The 16,465-nt window shown below is 61.3% G+C and carries 16 protein-coding genes and 1 tRNA gene; 7 read left to right on the forward strand and 10 right to left on the reverse strand.

Going from position 1 to position 16,465, the window contains the following annotated elements; genetic code table 11:
• Nucleotides 1-38: 38 nt before the first annotated feature.
• The 3 genes from VFB05_RS18400 (at nucleotide 39) to panE (ending at nucleotide 2,640) form a co-directional block, all read left to right on the forward strand.
• Nucleotides 39-647: a 2-hydroxychromene-2-carboxylate isomerase gene (locus VFB05_RS18400; protein ID WP_325014632.1), complete on the forward strand. Its 609-nt coding sequence runs from the start codon at nucleotides 39-41 to the stop codon at nucleotides 645-647.
• A gap of 121 nt (nucleotides 648-768) precedes the next feature.
• The gene (locus tag VFB05_RS18405; protein WP_325014633.1) at nucleotides 769-1,506 is read left to right on the forward strand and encodes an SDR family oxidoreductase; all 738 of its coding nucleotides are present in this window, start codon (nucleotides 769-771) and stop codon (nucleotides 1,504-1,506) included.
• A 213-nt stretch (nucleotides 1,507-1,719) separates the two neighbouring features.
• Nucleotides 1,720-2,640: a 2-dehydropantoate 2-reductase gene (panE, locus tag VFB05_RS18410; RefSeq protein WP_325014635.1), complete on the forward strand. Its 921-nt coding sequence runs from the start codon at nucleotides 1,720-1,722 to the stop codon at nucleotides 2,638-2,640.
• A gap of 151 nt (nucleotides 2,641-2,791) precedes the next feature.
• On the opposite strand, the gene VFB05_RS18415 is transcribed toward panE, so the two are convergent.
• From VFB05_RS18415 to VFB05_RS18430, 4 genes are all read right to left on the reverse strand, one after another.
• A complete protein-coding gene (locus VFB05_RS18415) occupies nucleotides 2,792-3,382 on the reverse strand; it encodes a c-type cytochrome (protein WP_325014637.1) in 591 nt (196 codons plus the stop codon).
• An 84-nt stretch (nucleotides 3,383-3,466) separates the two neighbouring features.
• Entirely contained in the window at nucleotides 3,467-4,738 is a 1,272-nt protein-coding gene (locus VFB05_RS18420; RefSeq protein WP_325014639.1) for a PQQ-dependent sugar dehydrogenase, read from the reverse strand.
• Between the two features lie 237 nt (nucleotides 4,739-4,975).
• Nucleotides 4,976-5,050, reverse strand: a tRNA-Gly gene (locus VFB05_RS18425).
• Between the two features lie 151 nt (nucleotides 5,051-5,201).
• Nucleotides 5,202-5,678 carry an SRPBCC family protein gene (locus VFB05_RS18430; protein WP_325014641.1) on the reverse strand — a complete coding sequence of 159 codons (477 nt, stop codon included), beginning with the start codon at nucleotides 5,676-5,678 and terminating at the stop codon, nucleotides 5,202-5,204.
• A 238-nt stretch (nucleotides 5,679-5,916) separates the two neighbouring features.
• On the opposite strand from VFB05_RS18430, the gene trxA reads away from it, so the two are divergent.
• The gene (trxA, locus tag VFB05_RS18435; protein WP_325014643.1) at nucleotides 5,917-6,834 is read left to right on the forward strand and encodes a thioredoxin; all 918 of its coding nucleotides are present in this window, start codon (nucleotides 5,917-5,919) and stop codon (nucleotides 6,832-6,834) included.
• Between the two features lie 99 nt (nucleotides 6,835-6,933).
• Nucleotides 6,934-7,608 carry an LON peptidase substrate-binding domain-containing protein gene (locus tag VFB05_RS18440; protein WP_325014645.1) on the forward strand — a complete coding sequence of 225 codons (675 nt, stop codon included), beginning with the start codon at nucleotides 6,934-6,936 and terminating at the stop codon, nucleotides 7,606-7,608.
• Nucleotides 7,609-7,663: 55 nt separating this feature from the next.
• On the opposite strand, the gene VFB05_RS18445 is transcribed toward VFB05_RS18440, so the two are convergent.
• From VFB05_RS18445 to VFB05_RS18470, 6 genes are all read right to left on the reverse strand, one after another.
• On the reverse strand, nucleotides 7,664-8,083 hold the full coding sequence (locus VFB05_RS18445) for a hypothetical protein (RefSeq protein WP_325014647.1): 420 nt from the start codon (nucleotides 8,081-8,083) through the stop codon (nucleotides 7,664-7,666).
• On the reverse strand, nucleotides 8,073-8,978 hold the full coding sequence (locus VFB05_RS18450; protein ID WP_325014650.1) for an FAD:protein FMN transferase: 906 nt from the start codon (nucleotides 8,976-8,978) through the stop codon (nucleotides 8,073-8,075). Before VFB05_RS18450 ends, VFB05_RS18445 begins: the two co-directional genes overlap by 11 nt.
• Nucleotides 8,959-9,432, reverse strand: coding sequence for an FMN-binding protein (locus tag VFB05_RS18455; RefSeq protein WP_325014652.1), 474 nt, complete (start codon nucleotides 9,430-9,432; stop codon nucleotides 8,959-8,961). Before VFB05_RS18455 ends, VFB05_RS18450 begins: the two co-directional genes overlap by 20 nt.
• A gap of 95 nt (nucleotides 9,433-9,527) precedes the next feature.
• Nucleotides 9,528-11,138 (reverse strand): hypothetical protein, encoded by a 1,611-nt coding sequence (locus VFB05_RS18460; RefSeq protein ID WP_325014654.1) that lies wholly within the window; start codon nucleotides 11,136-11,138, stop codon nucleotides 9,528-9,530.
• Nucleotides 11,139-11,400: 262 nt separating this feature from the next.
• The gene (feoB, locus tag VFB05_RS18465) at nucleotides 11,401-13,272 is read right to left on the reverse strand and encodes a ferrous iron transporter B (protein WP_325014656.1); all 1,872 of its coding nucleotides are present in this window, start codon (nucleotides 13,270-13,272) and stop codon (nucleotides 11,401-11,403) included.
• A 16-nt stretch (nucleotides 13,273-13,288) separates the two neighbouring features.
• Nucleotides 13,289-13,570, reverse strand: coding sequence for a FeoA family protein (locus VFB05_RS18470; RefSeq protein ID WP_325014658.1), 282 nt, complete (start codon nucleotides 13,568-13,570; stop codon nucleotides 13,289-13,291).
• 520 nt (nucleotides 13,571-14,090) lie between these two features.
• On the opposite strand from VFB05_RS18470, the gene cpaB reads away from it, so the two are divergent.
• Both cpaB and VFB05_RS18480 read left to right on the forward strand, forming a co-directional pair.
• On the forward strand, nucleotides 14,091-14,888 hold the full coding sequence (gene cpaB / locus VFB05_RS18475; protein ID WP_325014660.1) for a Flp pilus assembly protein CpaB: 798 nt from the start codon (nucleotides 14,091-14,093) through the stop codon (nucleotides 14,886-14,888).
• Between the two features lie 14 nt (nucleotides 14,889-14,902).
• Nucleotides 14,903-16,453, forward strand: a complete 1,551-nt coding sequence (locus VFB05_RS18480; RefSeq protein ID WP_325014661.1) for a type II and III secretion system protein family protein — start codon at nucleotides 14,903-14,905, stop codon at nucleotides 16,451-16,453.
• Nucleotides 16,454-16,465 lie beyond the last annotated feature (12 nt).

Raw genomic sequence — 16,465 nt, forward strand, 5'->3', positions numbered from 1 at the left:
TTGGTAAGGAAAGCCATAAAGCCATCCGGGAGGCCGTCATGGGCACCACCGCTCCACAATTCATGTTCGATTTCGGCAGCCCCAACGCCTTCCTCAGCCATGAGGCAATCCCGGCGATCGAGCAACGGATCGGGATGAAGTTCGAATACGTGCCGATCCTGTTGGGTGGCATTTTCAAGGCCACCAACAACAAGTCTCCCGCGGAAACGCTCGCCGGCATCAAGAACAAGCGCGAATTCCAGGTGATCGAGACCAAGCGCTTCCTGAAGCGCTTCGGCGTCAAACCCTTCACCTGGAATCCCTTCTTTCCGGTCAATACGCTCAATTTGATGCGCGCCGCAGTGGCGGCTCAGCTCGAAGGCGTGTTTGAAAAATACGTCGACGCCGCCTTTCATCACATGTGGGTCGAGCCGAAGAAGATGGACGATCCGGAAATTGCTCTTGCCGCACTGACGGCGTCCGGCCTCGATGCAGCGAGGTTGTTCGCCCGCGCGGGCGAAGCCGATGTGAAGGCAAAACTGATCGAGAATACGCAAGCAGCCGTCGATCGCGGCGCGTTCGGCTCTCCGACATTCTTCGTCGGCAATGAAATATTCTTCGGCAAGGAACAACTGCGCGACGTCGAAGAGCTGGTGTTGGGGAAATAGCAATCCTCATGGTGAGGAGGTGCGCAGCACCGTCTCGAACCATGAGGCCCCGAGCGCGGCCTCATCCTTCGAGACGCAACGAAGGCACCGCTCCTCAGGATGAGGGAAGGGAGATCGTCACATGCAAAAGCGTAATGCCACCGTGGCCGTGATCGGCGCAGGCGATTACATCGGCGCCGAAATTGCAAAAAAATTCGCCTCGGAAGGCTTCACCGTTTTCGCAGGACGGCGCGATGGCGCCAAGCTCGAGCCGCTGGTTCGCGAGATCGAGGCAGCGGGCGGTTCGATCGTGGCGCGGACGCTGGACGCCCGCAAGGAAGACGAGATTGCAGGTTTCCTGAACGATGCCGACAAGCACGCGCCGCTGGAGGTGACCATTTTCAACGTCGGCGCCAACGTCAATTTCCCGATCCTTGAAACAACCGATCGTGTGTTCCGCAAGGTGTGGGAAATGGCCTGCTGGGCCGGCTTTCTGGCTGGCCGCGAATCGGCGCGGCTGATGCTGCCGCGTGGACAGGGGAACATCTTCTTCACCGGCGCGACGGCCTCCTTGCGCGGCGGCAGCGGCTTTGCCGCGTTCGCGAGCGCCAAGTTCGGGCTTCGTGCGGTGGCGCAATCGATGGCGCGCGAGCTGGGACCTAAAAATATTCATGTCGCGCATCTGATCATCGATTCGGGCGTTGACACCGCATGGGTCCGGCAACGGCGCGAGCAGCTCTGGGGCAAGGAAGCGCTCGACAATCCGGATTTGCTGATGCCGCCGGCCTCCGTCGCCGCCTCCTATTGGCAACTCTACCAGCAGCCGCGCAGCGCCTGGACCTTTGAGCTTGAAATTCGCCCGTTCGGCGAAAAGTGGTAAGAGGGCCTCCGGCAGGCCGCACGGGGAACGCGCAAGATTCTCCAAGATCAGCTCAACCTGCACTGACTAGGGTCGTCTCCATTACCGGCGGTGAATGGTGAGTTGTGAATAGCGAATAGAAGGCATACGGCACCCGATCTATCTTTGCCATTCGCTACTCCATATTCGCTATTCGCCTGTTTGATCTTTTGACAAGGAAGAGGACCAACTCCCATGCGTATCCTCGTGGTCGGAGCCGGCGCGATCGGCGGCTATTTCGGCGGCCGAATGCTGCAAGCCGGCCGCGACGTGACGTTTCTGGTTCGTCCCAGGCGCGCTGCTGAACTTGCATCCGCAGGTCTTGTCATCAAAAGCCCCAATGGCGACGCCACGCTGACCAATCCGCCGACCGTGCAGGCGGATAAACTCGACAAGACGTTCGATCTCGTGCTGCTCAGCTGCAAGGCGTTCGACCTTGACGACGCGATCACGTCTTTTGCGCCAGCCGTGGGGCCGAAGACCGTCATTCTTCCGCTGCTCAACGGCATGCGTCACCTCGACGTGCTCGATCAACGTTTCGGCGCAAACGCGGTGCTGGGCGGATTGTGCGCGATCGCGGTCACCTTGAACGAAGTCCGCGAGATCGTTCAGCTCGCACCGATGCAATCGCTCGGCTTTGGCGAGCGCGACGGCAAGATCTCGGACCGGGTCCAGGCGATTGCCGAAACCATGGCGAGCGGCAAGTTCGGCGCCGCCGCGAGCAAGCAAGTGATCCAGGACATGTGGGAGAAATGGGTTTTTCTCGCCTCGCTTGCGGCCTCGACCTGCACGATGCGTGCACCGATCGGCCATATTCTGGCAGCTCCTGCGGGTAAGGATTTCATTCTCGGCATTCTCGATGAATGCAGCGCCGTCGCCTCAAGCGAAGGCCACGCGCCGACCGGCCCGTTCTTCGAACGCGTCAAGGGGATGCTGACCACCGAGGGCTCGCAGCTCACCGCCTCGATGTTCCGCGACCTCAAGGCCGGGGCGAAGGTCGAAGCCGATCACATCATCGGCGATCTGATCGCGCGCGGCGATGCCGCCAAGGTGCCGGTGCCAAAGCTCAGGATCGTCTACACCCACCTGAAGACGTACGAGAATCAGCGCGGGTGATTTCCATCACCGTCATTGCGAGCGATAGCGAAGCAATCCAGTCCGAAAATTCTGGATTGCTTCATCGCTCCAGCGCAAAATTGCTCGGCAATTTTGTCGCGGGCTCCTCGCAATGACGACGACCCGGCGGCCTCGCTTGTCCGGGACACGATCACAGATGCGCGAGGTAGTGCGCGAGCGCCGTGATCTCTTCTTCGCTCAAGGGGTAGGCGACATCGGCCATCGCCGCCTGACCGCCGCCGGATCGCACGCCGGACTTGTAGTCGTTCAACGCCTTCAGAAGATAATCTTCGCGCTGGTCGGCGATGCGCGCCGCCGCATCCTTGCCGGCAAAGCTGTCGGTATGGCAGTTGGCGCAGCGCCGGCCGCTCGCCGCTTGCGCACCTTTCTTCGACAGGTCCGGATTGTCGTCCGCCTGCGGCGCCTTCGGCGGCGCGAGCGAAGCAAAGTAGGCGCCCAGGTTGCGGATATCCTCGTTGTCGAGCTGTTCGACAATCGGCTGCATCTGCTCGTTCTTCCGTGCACCGCTGCGGAAAAACACCAGCTGCCATTGGATGAAGCGGTCTTGCTGTCCGGCAAGCGAGGGAACGCCTTCCATTTGCGAGATACCGTTCTCGCCGTGACAGCCGGCGCAGAGCTCCGCCTTTTTCTTCGCCGCCTCAAGGTCGGCGGCAGGCGACGTAGCCGTCATCACAACAGACAGAGCGGTTGCGCACAAGATATTGAGAAAAACTCGACGCATGACTGGCACCAGATTTTGTTCGCTGCTCAAAACGAATCTGCGGCCGCCGGTTGCCGGGCGGCCGCAGTCTCATGGATCTAGCGTCTATTTGCTGTAGCTGATGCGATAGATCGCACCGGCCCAGTCATCGGCGACGAGGATCGAGCCATCCTTGTCGAGGAGAATGTCGGCAGGACGGCCCGTGAAGCTTTGGTCGCCGTCGAGCCAGCCTTCCGCGAGCACCGTTTGCTTGGCGTTCTTGCCATCCGGATCGGCTGTGACGCGGACGATGCGCGCACCCTGGTACTTATGCCGATTCCACGAGCCGTGCTCGGCGATCAGGATCGAGTTCTTGTACTCGGCAGGGAACTGATTGCCGGTATAGAACTTCATGCCGAGCGGAGCGACGTGGGCACCGAGATTGAGCACCGGCGGGGTGAACTCCGAGCACTTGTGACCCATCGCGAACTTCGGATCCGGCATGTCGCCCTGGTGGCAATAGGGATAGCCGAAGTGCTCGCCGAGCTTGGAGATCATGTTGAGCTTGTCGCTCGGCGTATCGTCGCTCATCCAGTCGCGCGCATTTTCCGTGAACCAGTATTTGCCGGTACGCGGATCGACGTCGCCGCCGACGCTGTTGCGGACGCCGAGCGCGACCAGCTCGGCATTGCCGGTCTTGGGATCGACGCGCCGGATCTGCGACACGCTGGTGGGAGGAATGCCGATGTTGAAAGGAGGTCCGAACGGAACGTAGAACCAGCCGTCCTTGTCGGCGGCGAGATATTTCCAGCCGTGCGCGGCATAAGAGGGCATGTCGTCGTAGACGACCTTGCCGTCGCCGAGCTTGTCGAGATTGGCCTCGGCGTTGTCGTAGCGGACCAGCTTGTTGACGTTGATGACGTAGAGCGCGCCATCCTTGAACGCGATGCCGGTCGGCATCGGCGGATTCATCCCCTTGAGGATAGTCTTGACCTCTTTCTTCCCGCCATTGTCCTTGATGGCGTAGACGTTGCCGAGACCGAACGAGCCGACGAACAGCGTGCCCTTGTCGCCCCAGGCCATCTGCCGCGCCGACAAAACGCCGGACGCATAAACTTCGATCTTGAAGCCCGGCGGCAGCTTGATCTTCTTGAGCGATGTTGCGAGCTCCGCATCAGACAAACCGGTCGGCGGACCTGCTTTCGGCGCTAGTCCCTTCTGGGCCTCGGTCTCGTCACCGAGAAACCAGTCATCCGGCGGGTGGGTCCAGAATTCCTTGGTGCCGGATTCGTATTTTTTCAGTGGCTTGTCCTGCGCACTGGCCTGGCCGGCCGTGCCCATGGCGACGATCGCGGTTGTTGCGAGCGCAAGAATAGATCGATTGAAAGCCGATTTCATCGCGTCTCTCTCCCTGTACAGCCGAAGCGGCTGCGATCTTGTTTTTTCAGATACCTCTGCGGCAGAACCTTGGTCTGCTCACGAGGCTGAAAAAATCCTAGCACATCCTCTGCGGGAGAGAAGCGCAGAGCCCTCCGACTAAAGCGTGATCGGGGTCGTGCGGCGTCAACATTTGAGAGAATAAAATTCCGCCGAACGGTGTGGCCGAACATGGCGGCCTGATGGTTCGCGGAGACCTGGAGCGGGCGAAGGGATTCGAACCCTCGACCCCGACCTTGGCAAGGTCGTGCTCTACCCCTGAGCTACACCCGCATCCTTGAGGTGACGTCGCTTTGTTGTCACGAGCGACGGCAGACCTATGCCAAATGCGGACCGCGAATGCAACAGCCAGCAATGGCGAAGCGAAAATAGATTAAACGCCGGATATCGCTGCAATTTTGTCAATATTGGCCCGAAATGGCCGCTATCCACCGCTTGAATCGGCAACTGCCGGGAACCCGGCCCCTTGAGACGCCATCGACTCGCGCAAAGACTGGAGCCAATTTCCAAACCGAATTCGAAGCGTTTCGGTGAATTCGCCGAGGCAAAGAGGCTCGCAATCGAATGTTGCCCACCATTCGACGAAGGCACGATCACCGTCGACGACCGGCGTGACCCGCAACGTGGCCCGAAAGCCCGTGACCGGCAGCGTGGGCGCATCACAGAACTCGTAGGTCTGCGACCGCTCGACATCGGATTGCGCCAAGAGGCGCTGGCGTATCCGTTGTCCCTGATAGAGCACGTTCCGAACGGCGCCGATGGTGTCACCGGACTTGCCGTGCTCGATCCGGCTCTCGCCGGCGCCGCCGACCCACACCGGATAGTTATTGAAATCGCGAATGATTTTCCAAATCTCGTCGGCTGGATGCTCGAACACGGTGCTGTAATAGGCTTCGGCCACGCTCATCTTCCATGAGGCTTTTGCGATGCTGCGCCATGGTGAAACGACGGCGGGCCATCGCCCACCCGATCTCCGATATCCGCCCGCCCTGGGCTGGCCGGCGGATTGCCCGAGCCGATTGAAATTCCCCCGCCAGCCGCCATCTGGGGGAGAGAACTTCTGACCGGCGGCGCTGGACCGTGCTAGAGAGGCCCAAAGCCGCCAACGAAACCCGGCAAGACATCAGACGAGGATTCCCGTGACGATAGTAGAACAGGGCAACGGCGCCGCGCCGCAGGCAGCGCCCGATCTGATCAAGGAAACGACGACCCAGAGTTTCGTCAGGGATGTGATCGAGGAGTCCAAGCGGCAGCCGGTGCTGATCGACTTCTGGGCGCAGTGGTGCGGCCCTTGCCGTCAGCTCACGCCGATCCTTGAAAAGGTCGTCCGCGCCGCCAAGGGCAAGGTCAAACTGGTCAAGATGAACATCGACGAGCATCCGGCGATTCCGGGCCAGATGGGCATCCAGTCCATTCCCGCCGTGATCGCCTTCGTCAACGGCCAGCCGGCCGACGGTTTCATGGGCGCATTGCCGGAAAGCCAGGTCACCGCCTTTGTCGACAAGCTGACCGCCGGCATGCCCGGCGAGCCGAACATCGCCGAGGTCCTGAAAGAAGCTGAAACCCTGCTCGCCGAGGGCGATGCCGCGACCGCAGCCTCGATCTACGCCGAGGTGCTTTCCGCCGACGCCACCAATATCGCGGCGCTCGCGGGGCTGGCGAAATGCTACGCCACGACTGGCGCGATCGATCAGGCGAAGAAGACGCTGGCGATGGTTCCGGAATCCAAGCGCGGCGATGCGGCCGTCAAGGCCGTGCAGGCCACGATCGATCTGGCCGAACAGGCAAGTTCGCTCGGACCGCTCACTGAGCTCGAACAGAAAGTCGCCGCAAACCCGCTGGATCATCAGGCGCGTTTCGATCTCGCGACTGCGCTGAACGCCGCCGGCAAACGAACGGAAGCAACCCAGCAACTGCTCGAAATCGTCAAGCGCGACCGCAAGTGGAATGAGGACGGCGCCCGCAAGCAACTGGTACAGTTCTTCGACGCGTGGGGCGCGACCGACGAAGCGACCGTTGAAGGAAGGAAGCGGCTGTCGACGATCCTGTTTTCGTAACCCGGATTTCGCGATGGCGGCAGGCATCAGCCTGCCCGGCGCGGGGTTACGCGAACGGCGTGGAGCCGATTTAAGGCACGATATGCGCTGGTGAACGCAATGCCGATCAATGCCGAATATCGCGGACCTGCAGACCTTCCCGAGATCATTCCGGTATTCCCTCTGCCCGGCGCGCTGCTGCTGCCGCGCGGGCAAATGCCGCTGAATATTTTCGAGCCGCGTTATCTCGCGATGGTCGACGACGCCTTCCGCGACGGCCATCGGCTGATCGGCATGATCCAGCCCGACGTCGCCCATTCGCGGGACGAGTCCAATCCGAAGCTTTTTCAGGTTGGGTGCGTCGGCCGCATCACCCAACTCGCGGAGTCCGGCGACGGCCGCTATGTGCTCGAGCTCACCGGCATCACCCGCTTCAAGGTGGTCGAGGAACAAACCGTGCTGACGGCCTATCGGCAATGCAAGGTCGACTACTTTCCCTATCTCGACGATTTCACCGCGCGCAAAGGCGAAGAGGCGGTCGATCGCGATGCGCTGCTGCGGGCGCTGACAGAATTTCTGGACGCCAACAACCTCAAGGTCGACTGGGAAGGCATTGAAAACGCCCCCAACGAAGCGCTGGTCAATGCGCTGGCGATGATGTCGCCCTACGGGCCGCCGGAAAAGCAGGCGATGCTGGAAGCGCCTGATCTGAAGACGCGCGCCGAAATCCTGATCGCGGTGACCGAGATGGATCTCGCCAAGAAACGCACCAGCAACGACACCGGACTGCAATAGCCCGCTGCGCCGGAGCATGATCCGAGAAAGTGGAAATCCTACTCGAATCGCGAGCCTAAGCCGATTTGCGCCGACCCAGGTAGATATGCAGCGGGAACAGAAGAGCTATTGAGACTCCGGCGGCAATGTGGATCCAGCTCATCCACGGCCGCAAACTCTCCGATCCGAGGTAATAAAGCCCGAAAGCGGTCCCGATCAGGATCGCAATGAACGTCGCCATCGCCGATCCGGAAATACGGTTCTTTCGGGCCCGCCATGCCCGCGCCAGATGGACGGGGACGAGGGCGCCGATCAGGAGGAGCGCCGCCATGGCAGTGCCGCCATGCACCATCAGGAGATAGGCAATGCTTTGCTGCCAGATCTCGTCGCTGGAAATATCCTTTTCCCAGTCGGCCAGCAGCCAGCCGCAGCCAGTAAGCAGCAGCACGGCGAACGCCGCATAGATCGCGTACCGGAATGAGAGACTAAGCCGCAAGGTGCACTACGCTTTGCAAATCGGGGGAAATCCGGACCTCGCTGTCCGAGGTGATCAGTAGCGCGCTTGCTTGATAGAGCTCAAGCAAGCTGCCTGCGTCCGCGCCCGAAATCATGACGATCTTGGTCAAGGCGTCGGCGATCATGCAGGACGGCGCACGAACCGTCACGCCGTCGATCGCGTTTGTCAGAGGCTTGCCATCCGGCCGAACGATCGCCGATCCGTCGCTCTGTGCTGACTGAAAAGGATCGAGCCGCCGCGCGGAGGACGCCAGCGCCTCGCCTGCGAATTCAATGCGGCAGACTACGCGGCCGGGATGGCGAGGATGACGAATATGGGCCGTCTGCACCTCGGCGCCAAAAGCGCCGAGATCGCCGCCGGCATTCACGAGGCCACAGGTCACCGCGCCCGAGTGGCGAAGCGCATCCAGTGCGCGATCGACCGCAAAGCCCTTGGCGATTCCGCCGAGATCAATTTTCGTACCGCGATGTCGAAAGCGGATCATCCGTCCTTCGAGCAGCTCTATCGCTTCGCGCGCGATCGCCTCGGCTTCATCTTCGTCATGCCGAGGCAACAAGCCCATGCCCTGCAGGATCGGCGCGACGGCGATATTGAAGAGGCCGTCCGACTCGCGATGAAGCTCGATGCTCGTCTTGAGAACATCGAAGGTCCATTGATGAACCTTGACGGGCCGATCGAACGCTTGCCGATTGAGGCGGCTGACATCGCTGTCCGGCTCGTGAAAACTCATCAGCCGATGCACGCCAGAAACTGCGTCGAACGCGGCGTCGATCGCGCCGACGACTTCGGCTTGCGCAGGCCCCGCCGCTTCGATTTCGACGAACGTGCCAAGCAATGGCCTGGCGCGGCGTATCCTATTTGAGGCGGCTGCCATAGGTCGCCAATATTCGTTTCACGCCTTCGGTGACATGCGTCGACGATAGCGTCGCGCCGGCAATATTTCTGATGTCCCCGTTGATCTTGAGCGAACTGGTGCTGGTCTTTCCGACGAACTGTGCGAGCCAGCTCGGGCTTCGTATCTCACCCCCGTAGGATTCGCGGTACTGCAGGATCTCGACCTTTTGAACCGCCCCCGTGGGCGTCAGCGCGACGGCATAGTCGATATAGAGGTGTTTGCCGACGACGCGGTCGAATATGAAATAGCCGGCAACGCGCCCGCCCGCTTCGGCTTTCCAGATCCTTCCGGCCTGAATCGGGGTAAACTGGCTGGCCGACGGGAACGCCTGCTTCTGCGCTTCTTCGATCGAAAGATATTCCATCGCGTAGGCAGGCGAGGCGACCGATGCGATCGCCGCCACCGGCAATGTGTATCGAATCCATTCCGTCATGATTCACTTAAACTCCGGTCATTCCATTCAATCCGCCGTCCTGCCATCGCCTTCGATGGAGCGGCGCTTTCACAAGCGCGCTTCCTCGCCCGCCTTTAGAAGAAGAAGCCGACCCCGCCAAGAAACGAATCCGAGAGCGCGCTGACGAGACTCTTGTCGATGATATGTTGATAGGTCGCTTTCAGCACGATCTTGGGCGACGGGAAGACCGCGACGCCCGCGGTATGGAATTGGCGTTGGCCCGCACCCGTCGGCAGGTTGGCATCCGTTCCGGCAAATCCGCCGGTCTGGAGATTTTCGTAAGTGTAGTTATAGAACGGCACCGCCTCCCATTCGCTCTTGAGGATGGTGCCGAGCGGAACGTGATAGGCGATCTCGCCGGAATAACCGAACATCGATTTTCCGACATTGTCGGTTGGATCGGTGTCGTTGTTGGCGCGCAGATTTGCGGGGTTGCCGAATGCGACCCGGACATACTCGCCGCGGAGTTCGAGGCCTGTATTGGGCACGCGGTAGCGGAATTCGGCGTCGAACATGGCGAGGCTCGAGCCGCCCAGGAAGTTGCCGAAGTCGCCATGGGCGCCGCGCGGCGTCGTATTGGGCGAATAATAAGCGCTCACGCTGCCTCCGAAGCCCGGAAGGATGGTCGGCGTGACGTCGAGACGACCCGACACCGCCACCGCATTGGAGAGCTGCTGGAAATCGCCGAGCGGCGGATTTGAGAATACGAGCCCATTGAGCCCGTCGATGCCCGGGAAGTAAGGCGTGCCCGGCAAAGGCACGGTCTTGGCTGCCGTGCGATTGTCGAAGGAGTCGCCAAAGTCCTCGTTGGTGGCGCTGACCATGACCTGGTATTTCAGGTCTTCGCTGATGGTGCCGTACACGCTCGTGCCGGGCACCTTCCAGGTCGAGGGGATGATGCTGTTGTAGAGCTCGGGCCGGTTGACGCTGTAGAACTGCGTCGGTTCGTGATGCTGATTGATGTAACCGATCGGCACCAGGTCGATGCCCGGCGCGCGCCAGTTGAACTGATCGATGATCTTGAAATCGACCCAGAGCTGCTCGATCTCGGCGGTGCCGTGCAGCTTGTCGTCGTTGTCGAAGCCTGAACCTGCGTGCTCGAATTCGATTTCGGCATTGAAGATGATGTTGTCGGTGATCGCGTAAGTCGGCAACAACACCATTCGCGCGGTATCGAAGCCATTCTGCCATTGACCGTTGGCAGCGGGATTTTGCATCGTCCCGAACTTGACCTCGCCGTAGGCACCGATGCTCAGGCCGGCGACGGGTGAAGGAGCGACACCCAGAATGGGGAGATCGGACGGCGGGGTGGAAAAGTCGGGCGTCTTCGACTTGGATGACGGTTTGCTTTTCGGATCTTGCGGCAGCTCCGGCGCGGCAGCAGTCTTGGTGTCAGTCTTGGCATCCTTGAGCTTGGCGTCCTTGTCGGCCTCCGGCGCTGACGCTTTTTTCTGCGCCTTGTCGGCTCCGGTGGCCTGCTTCTTTTCCGAAGGCGCCGGTTTCTCGGCCGTCGACGCCTGCCCTGCGGCATCGGCAATTCGCTTTTGCTTGAGCTCGGCTTCGAGCGACTGAATGCGCTTTTCCATCGCCTCCATTTTTTTCAATACGGCGTCATTGACGTCGCCGTCGGCAGCCCAGGCGCTGCTGCAACCGATGACCGACATGGCGGTTGCCGCGAGCAGCATTCGTCGTCTCGAACGGCCAAACGAAGGGAATGACGACGAAGCAAAGTGCAGAAAATGACACCGCGGCATGAGGCCCCCAATCCGCGGAAATCAGATGCTCCGCGATTACGCGGGCACGTAGTACTCATTGCTTTTTGTTTCGGGGATTCGAAAGTGGAGCGGCGAAACTGGAATCGCTCTACTTTAGAATTAGAACAAAACTAAACATCCCGAACGGACACGGATGACGGTTTGACGACGGCGAACGCCAGACGTCACCGCACTAGCCCGCGCCGAGCGCGACCGCGACGTTGTAGGTCAGTAGGCTCGCCGCGTAGGCCAGCACGAACATATAGGCGAAGGTGAGCGCCATCCATTTCGTGCCGCCGGTCTCGCGCCGGATCACCGCGAGCGTGGACGCGCATTGCGGGGCGAAGATGTACCAGGCAAGCAGCGACAGCGCGGTGGCGAGGCTCCATTTGGTGGCGAGCACCTGCCCGATCTGGTCGGCGGCTTCCTTGCCGCCCTCGATGGCATAGACCGTGCCGAGCGCAGCGACCGCAACTTCGCGCGCCGCCATGCCCGGAATCAGCGCGACCACGATTTGCCAGTTGAAGCCGAGCGGCGCGAAGAGCGGCGCCAGGGCGTGGCCGATGATCGCTGCCAGGCTGTAATTGATGCCGGGGCCCTCCGCGCCCACGGGCGGCTGCGGGAATGAAGCGAGAAACCAGATCAACACCATCATGGAGAAGATCGTGGTGCCGGCGCGCTGCAGGAACATTTTCGCCCGCGTATAGACGCCAAGCGCGATGCTCTTGAGACGTGGCATCTTGTAGTCCGGCAATTCCAGCATGAACGGCGCGGGTGCGTAGTCGCGCAGCATGAAGAATTTGATCAGGAAAGACACGCCGAGAGCACTGGTGATGCCGGCCGCGTAGAGACCGAACATCACGAGGCCCCTGAGATTGACCCAGCCCCAGACCTCCTGATCGGGAATGAAGGCGGAGATGATCAGCGTATAGACCGGAATCCGCGCCGAGCAGGTCATCAGCGGCGCGATCAGGATCGTCGTCAGGCGGTCGCGGCGGTTGTCGATGACGCGCGTCGCCATGATGCCGGGAATGGCGCAGGCAAAGCTTGACAGCAGCGGAATGAAGGCACGTCCGTGCAGGCCTGCGCCGCCCATGATGCGGTCCATCAGGAACGCGGCGCGCGCCATGTAGCCGAAATCTTCAAGCAGCAGGATGAACAGGAAGATGATGATGATTTGCGGCAGGAACACGATGACGCTGCCGACGCCGGAAATCACGCCGTTCTGAAGGAAGCTTTGCGCCAGTCCCGCCGGCAGCGTGTCGTGCACGAACTGGCCGAGCGTCGAAAACGCATCCGACAAAAGCTCCATCAGCGGCTGCGCCCAGGCGAACACCGCCTGGAACATCACAAACAGAACCGAAGCGAGGACGAGAAGCCCCGCCACCGGATGCAGCACGACGGCGTCGATCCGCGCCGTCCAGGTATCGGGCCTCGCCGGCAGGCTGACGGTCGCGGCGATGATTTTGTCAGCCTCGCGCTGGGTCGCGCGCAGCTCTGCGACTGATAGCGGTTTCCAGAGATTTTGCTGCACCGAGACCTGCGCCTGCTTGGCGATTTCATCGGTCTTGCGCAAAAGCTCGGCGATTCCTGCCTTGCGCACGGCAACTGACGTCACCACCGGAACGCCCAGCATCTCCGACATGCGCGCGGCATCGACGGAGACGCCGCGCCGCGTTGCGATGTCGAACATGTTGAGCACCAGCAAAAGCGGCCGGCCGGTCTGCTTGAGCTCGAGCAGCAGACGGACCGTCAGCCGCAGATTGGTGGAATCGGCAACGCACAGCACGAGATCCGGCGGCTTTTCGCCGCTAGCGCGGCCGAGCACGAAATCCCGGGTGATTTCCTCGTCCGGACTGCGGCCGCGCAGCGAGTAGGTGCCGGGCAAATCGACCACGGACGCCTGACGCCCCAGCGGGGTGACGAAAAAGCCTTCCTTGCGCTCGACGGTGACGCCCGGATAGTTCGCGACCTTCTGCCGGCTGCCGGTCAGCGCGTTGAACAGCGAGGTCTTGCCGCTGTTGGGCGTGCCCACGAGGGCCAGATGCATCAACGGAGCTTCCATAGCGCGATAGACCTCGTCAAACGACTATGACGGCCATCGCCTCGCGCCGGCGCACTGCAACGGTGACGTTGTCGACACGAACGGCAATCGGGTCGCGCCCGACGATGCCTTCGTGGAGCACTTCTACCCTGGCTCCCTCGACGAAGCCGAGTTCAAGCAGGCGGCTTTCAAGTTCGAGCGCCGGAAGCGAAGAATCCACCCCCTCGGCGTCGACTTGATGGATGACGCCGGAATAGCCGCGCTTGGCCATGCCAAGCCGCGTCTCGGGCGTTCTATTGTTTCGATCGATGGCGGTCATGAAGCTGTATTTTCAACGACCGGCGTGCAGGTCAAGCTTGGCGGGTTAAAACACATTGATCTTAGAGGAATTTTAAACTGCGAGGCCGCTCCGTCAGCGTCGATCGAGCGCCTCATCACCAGTTTCACGGCCGAGTGAGCAACGGACCGGCGGCGCCGTCATCGCTCGAGGACATGCTCCGGCTGGCTCCGCCGTAAGCACCGCCGCCGAGGGGCGCGATGGCTTTTGCCGGCATGGTGACTGAAACCTGACCGCCGTCGCCACGATATCGCCGCACCGCCTAACGGACGCTTGTCTTCGTTTTCATTCTCAAGCGGTTATCCCGGGCCTGGCGTCACGGGCTCAGCGCCGGCCGTCGCAAACAATAACCTTGCGTTCACCATGCGGATAAATCGGCCGGAGGTGGTCGGCAAACGCCACGGGTTTCAAGGTCGCTTATACCTTTACGGCTTAGTCATCGCTGATGACGGGCTTCTCGCGAAGCCCCGTCCAGTAACCTGCGTAACAAGTAGATCCGCGTATGAACATTGCCCGCATTGTCGTCCTAGCCATCGCTCTCAGCGCCGGTGGCGTCGCGGCCTATCTCGCAAGCGGAACGGGCAGCACGCCAAACGTTCCGGCCGCGCCCGTCGCCCAGCTCGAAACGGTCGATGTTCTGGTGGCCAAAGCCGACATCACGCTCGGCCAGTCGCTGACGGCCGACGACATGATCTGGCAGACCTGGCCGGCGTCGACGTCGAGCAGCAACTTCATCCGCCGCAAGGATCGCGCGGATGCCGCCAAACAGCTCGCGGGCTCGATCGCGCGCGCCCCCTTCGTCGCCGGCGAGCCGATCCGGGAAGCCAAACTGGTGAAGGCCGACGGCTCCGGTTTCATGGCCGCGATCCTGCAAAGCGGATATCGCGCGGTCGCTACGGAGATTTCCGCGGAAACCGCCGCGGGCGGCTTCGTTCTGCCCAACGATCGCGTCGACGTCATTCTCACCCGCCGCCTGAAGAACCCTGTCCCGTCGCAGCCCGATATCGTCGTCTCCGAGATCCGTCTGTCCAATATTCGTGTGCTCGCCATCGATCAGGCACCAAAGGAAAAAGACGGAACCAATAGCGTCGTCGGCAAGACGGTCACGCTTGAATTGAAGCCGGAGCAGACCACCGAGCTCGCATCTGCACGCCAGGCCGGCACGCTGTCGCTGGCATTGCGCAGCATCGCCGACGCCAACCAGGTCGCGATCAGCGCCAGCGAACACGCGCAACCCACCATCAACGTGGTGCGCTATGGCGTCACCAACCCGGGTAACGCCGCGGCTCCCGTGAAGTGACCGGAAAGACGCCCATGACCAGAAGGACGAAGAATATGGCTCACCGGGGAAGCCGGACGTCTATCCGAACCTCATTGATCAGCGCGCTGTCTGCCTCGGCGGCCGTTCTTGCGCTTTTTTCAGGCCTGACACCGGCTGCCGCCGCGGAGAGCGATACGACATCCGGACCCGCGATCATCACCGCGCCGGCTGCTGCTTCCCGCACGTCCGACCCTGCCACCACATCGAGCATCCCTGCCCCTCCGGTAAAGACCCGTTTTCTAGCGCTTGGCGTCGGCAAATCCGCCATCATCGATCTGCCGCGCGACGTCAAGGACGTGCTGGTGGCCGATCCGAAGATTGCAAATGCGGTCATTCGCTCGCCGCAGCGCGCCTACGTCATCGGCTCCGCCGTCGGACAAACCAACGTCGTTTTCTTTGATGCGGACGGCAACCAGATCGCCGCCTACGACATTGCGATCAAGCGCGATCTCAATGGCATTCGCGCGGCGCTGAAACAGATGCTGCCTGCCGCGGCGATTCAAGCCGAAGGCATCGGCGACAGCGTGATGCTGACCGGATCGGTCTCAACCCCGATCGAAGCCCAGCAGGCCGGCGATGTCGCCGCGCGTCTCGTGGGCGGCACGGACAAGGTCGTCAATTCCATCGTGGTTCGCGGACGCGACCAGGTGATGCTGAAAGTCAGCGTCGCGGAGGTTCAGCGCAATATCATCAAGCAGCTGGGCATCGATCTTTCCGCCAACATGAATTACGGCACGGCGGTGGTGAACTTCAACAACTCCAACCCGTTCACTGCAAACGGACAGCCGCTTGTCGCCGGCAACTCGCTGGTCGCCTCAGCCGTCAACAAGGCCGGCATCCCGACGGTGACGGCAACCCTGCGCGCCATGGAAAGCGCGGGCGTCATTCGTACCCTCGCCGAACCGAATTTGACGGCGATCTCCGGCGAGTCCGCCACCTTCATCGTCGGCGGCGAGTTTCCCTTCCCGACCGGCGTGACGTGTCAGACCAATTCCACGACAAACACTGTCGGACAGTGCGCACCGTCGATCGCCTTCAAGAAATTCGGTATCTCGCTCAACTTCACGCCGGTCGTGCTGACCGAAGGCAAGATCAGCCTGCACGTGATGACGGAAGTCTCCGAGGTCTCCAACGACAATTCCATCAGCATCAGCGGGGTCAACGTCCCCTCAATCAAAACCCGCCGGGCCGATACGACGCTGGAAATTCCCTCCGGCGGTTCGCTCGCGATGGCAGGGCTGATCCAGGAAGAGACCAAGCAGGCGGTCAACGGAATACCAGGCGCCGATCAGATCCCGGTGCTCGGCCAGCTGTTCCGCAGCCAGGACTACGTCAACAATCAGACCGAGTTGATGGTCATCGTCACGCCCTACGTGGTGCGCGCGGTCGCGCAGAAAGAACTGTCGCGGCCGGATGACGGCTTTGCGCCGTCCTCGGACGCGCAGTCGGCCTTGTTCGCGCAGATCAATCGCATCTACGGCGTTCCGGCGCGGGTGGAACAGATCGGAAATTATCAAGCCAATTTCGGCTTCATCATCGACTAAGCAGGCCGTGGC

It is taken from the genome of Bradyrhizobium sp. (assembly GCF_035652035.1).
In the GTDB taxonomy this organism is placed as follows: Bacteria; Pseudomonadota; Alphaproteobacteria; order Rhizobiales; family Xanthobacteraceae; genus Bradyrhizobium.

Excerpts from the sequence above, each read along its gene's own strand:
- VFB05_RS18400 (WP_325014632.1), top strand. The coding sequence starts at position 39 with ATGGGCACCACCGCTCCACAATTCATGTTCGATTTCGGCAGCCCCAAC.
- VFB05_RS18405 (WP_325014633.1), top strand. The coding sequence starts at position 769 with ATGCAAAAGCGTAATGCCACCGTGGCCGTGATCGGCGCAGGCGATTAC.
- panE (WP_325014635.1), top strand. The coding sequence starts at position 1,720 with ATGCGTATCCTCGTGGTCGGAGCCGGCGCGATCGGCGGCTATTTCGGC.
- VFB05_RS18415 (WP_325014637.1), bottom strand. The coding sequence starts at position 3,382 with ATGCGTCGAGTTTTTCTCAATATCTTGTGCGCAACCGCTCTGTCTGTT.
- VFB05_RS18420 (WP_325014639.1), bottom strand. The coding sequence starts at position 4,738 with ATGAAATCGGCTTTCAATCGATCTATTCTTGCGCTCGCAACAACCGCG.
- VFB05_RS18440 (WP_325014645.1), top strand. The coding sequence starts at position 6,934 with ATGCCGATCAATGCCGAATATCGCGGACCTGCAGACCTTCCCGAGATC.
- VFB05_RS18450 (WP_325014650.1), bottom strand. The coding sequence starts at position 8,978 with ATGGCAGCCGCCTCAAATAGGATACGCCGCGCCAGGCCATTGCTTGGC.
- VFB05_RS18455 (WP_325014652.1), bottom strand. The coding sequence starts at position 9,432 with ATGACGGAATGGATTCGATACACATTGCCGGTGGCGGCGATCGCATCG.
- VFB05_RS18460 (WP_325014654.1), bottom strand. The coding sequence starts at position 11,138 with ATGCTGCTCGCGGCAACCGCCATGTCGGTCATCGGTTGCAGCAGCGCC.
- feoB (WP_325014656.1), bottom strand. The coding sequence starts at position 13,272 with ATGGAAGCTCCGTTGATGCATCTGGCCCTCGTGGGCACGCCCAACAGC.
- VFB05_RS18470 (WP_325014658.1), bottom strand. The coding sequence starts at position 13,570 with ATGACCGCCATCGATCGAAACAATAGAACGCCCGAGACGCGGCTTGGC.
- cpaB (WP_325014660.1), top strand. The coding sequence starts at position 14,091 with ATGAACATTGCCCGCATTGTCGTCCTAGCCATCGCTCTCAGCGCCGGT.
- VFB05_RS18480 (WP_325014661.1), top strand. The coding sequence starts at position 14,903 with ATGACCAGAAGGACGAAGAATATGGCTCACCGGGGAAGCCGGACGTCT.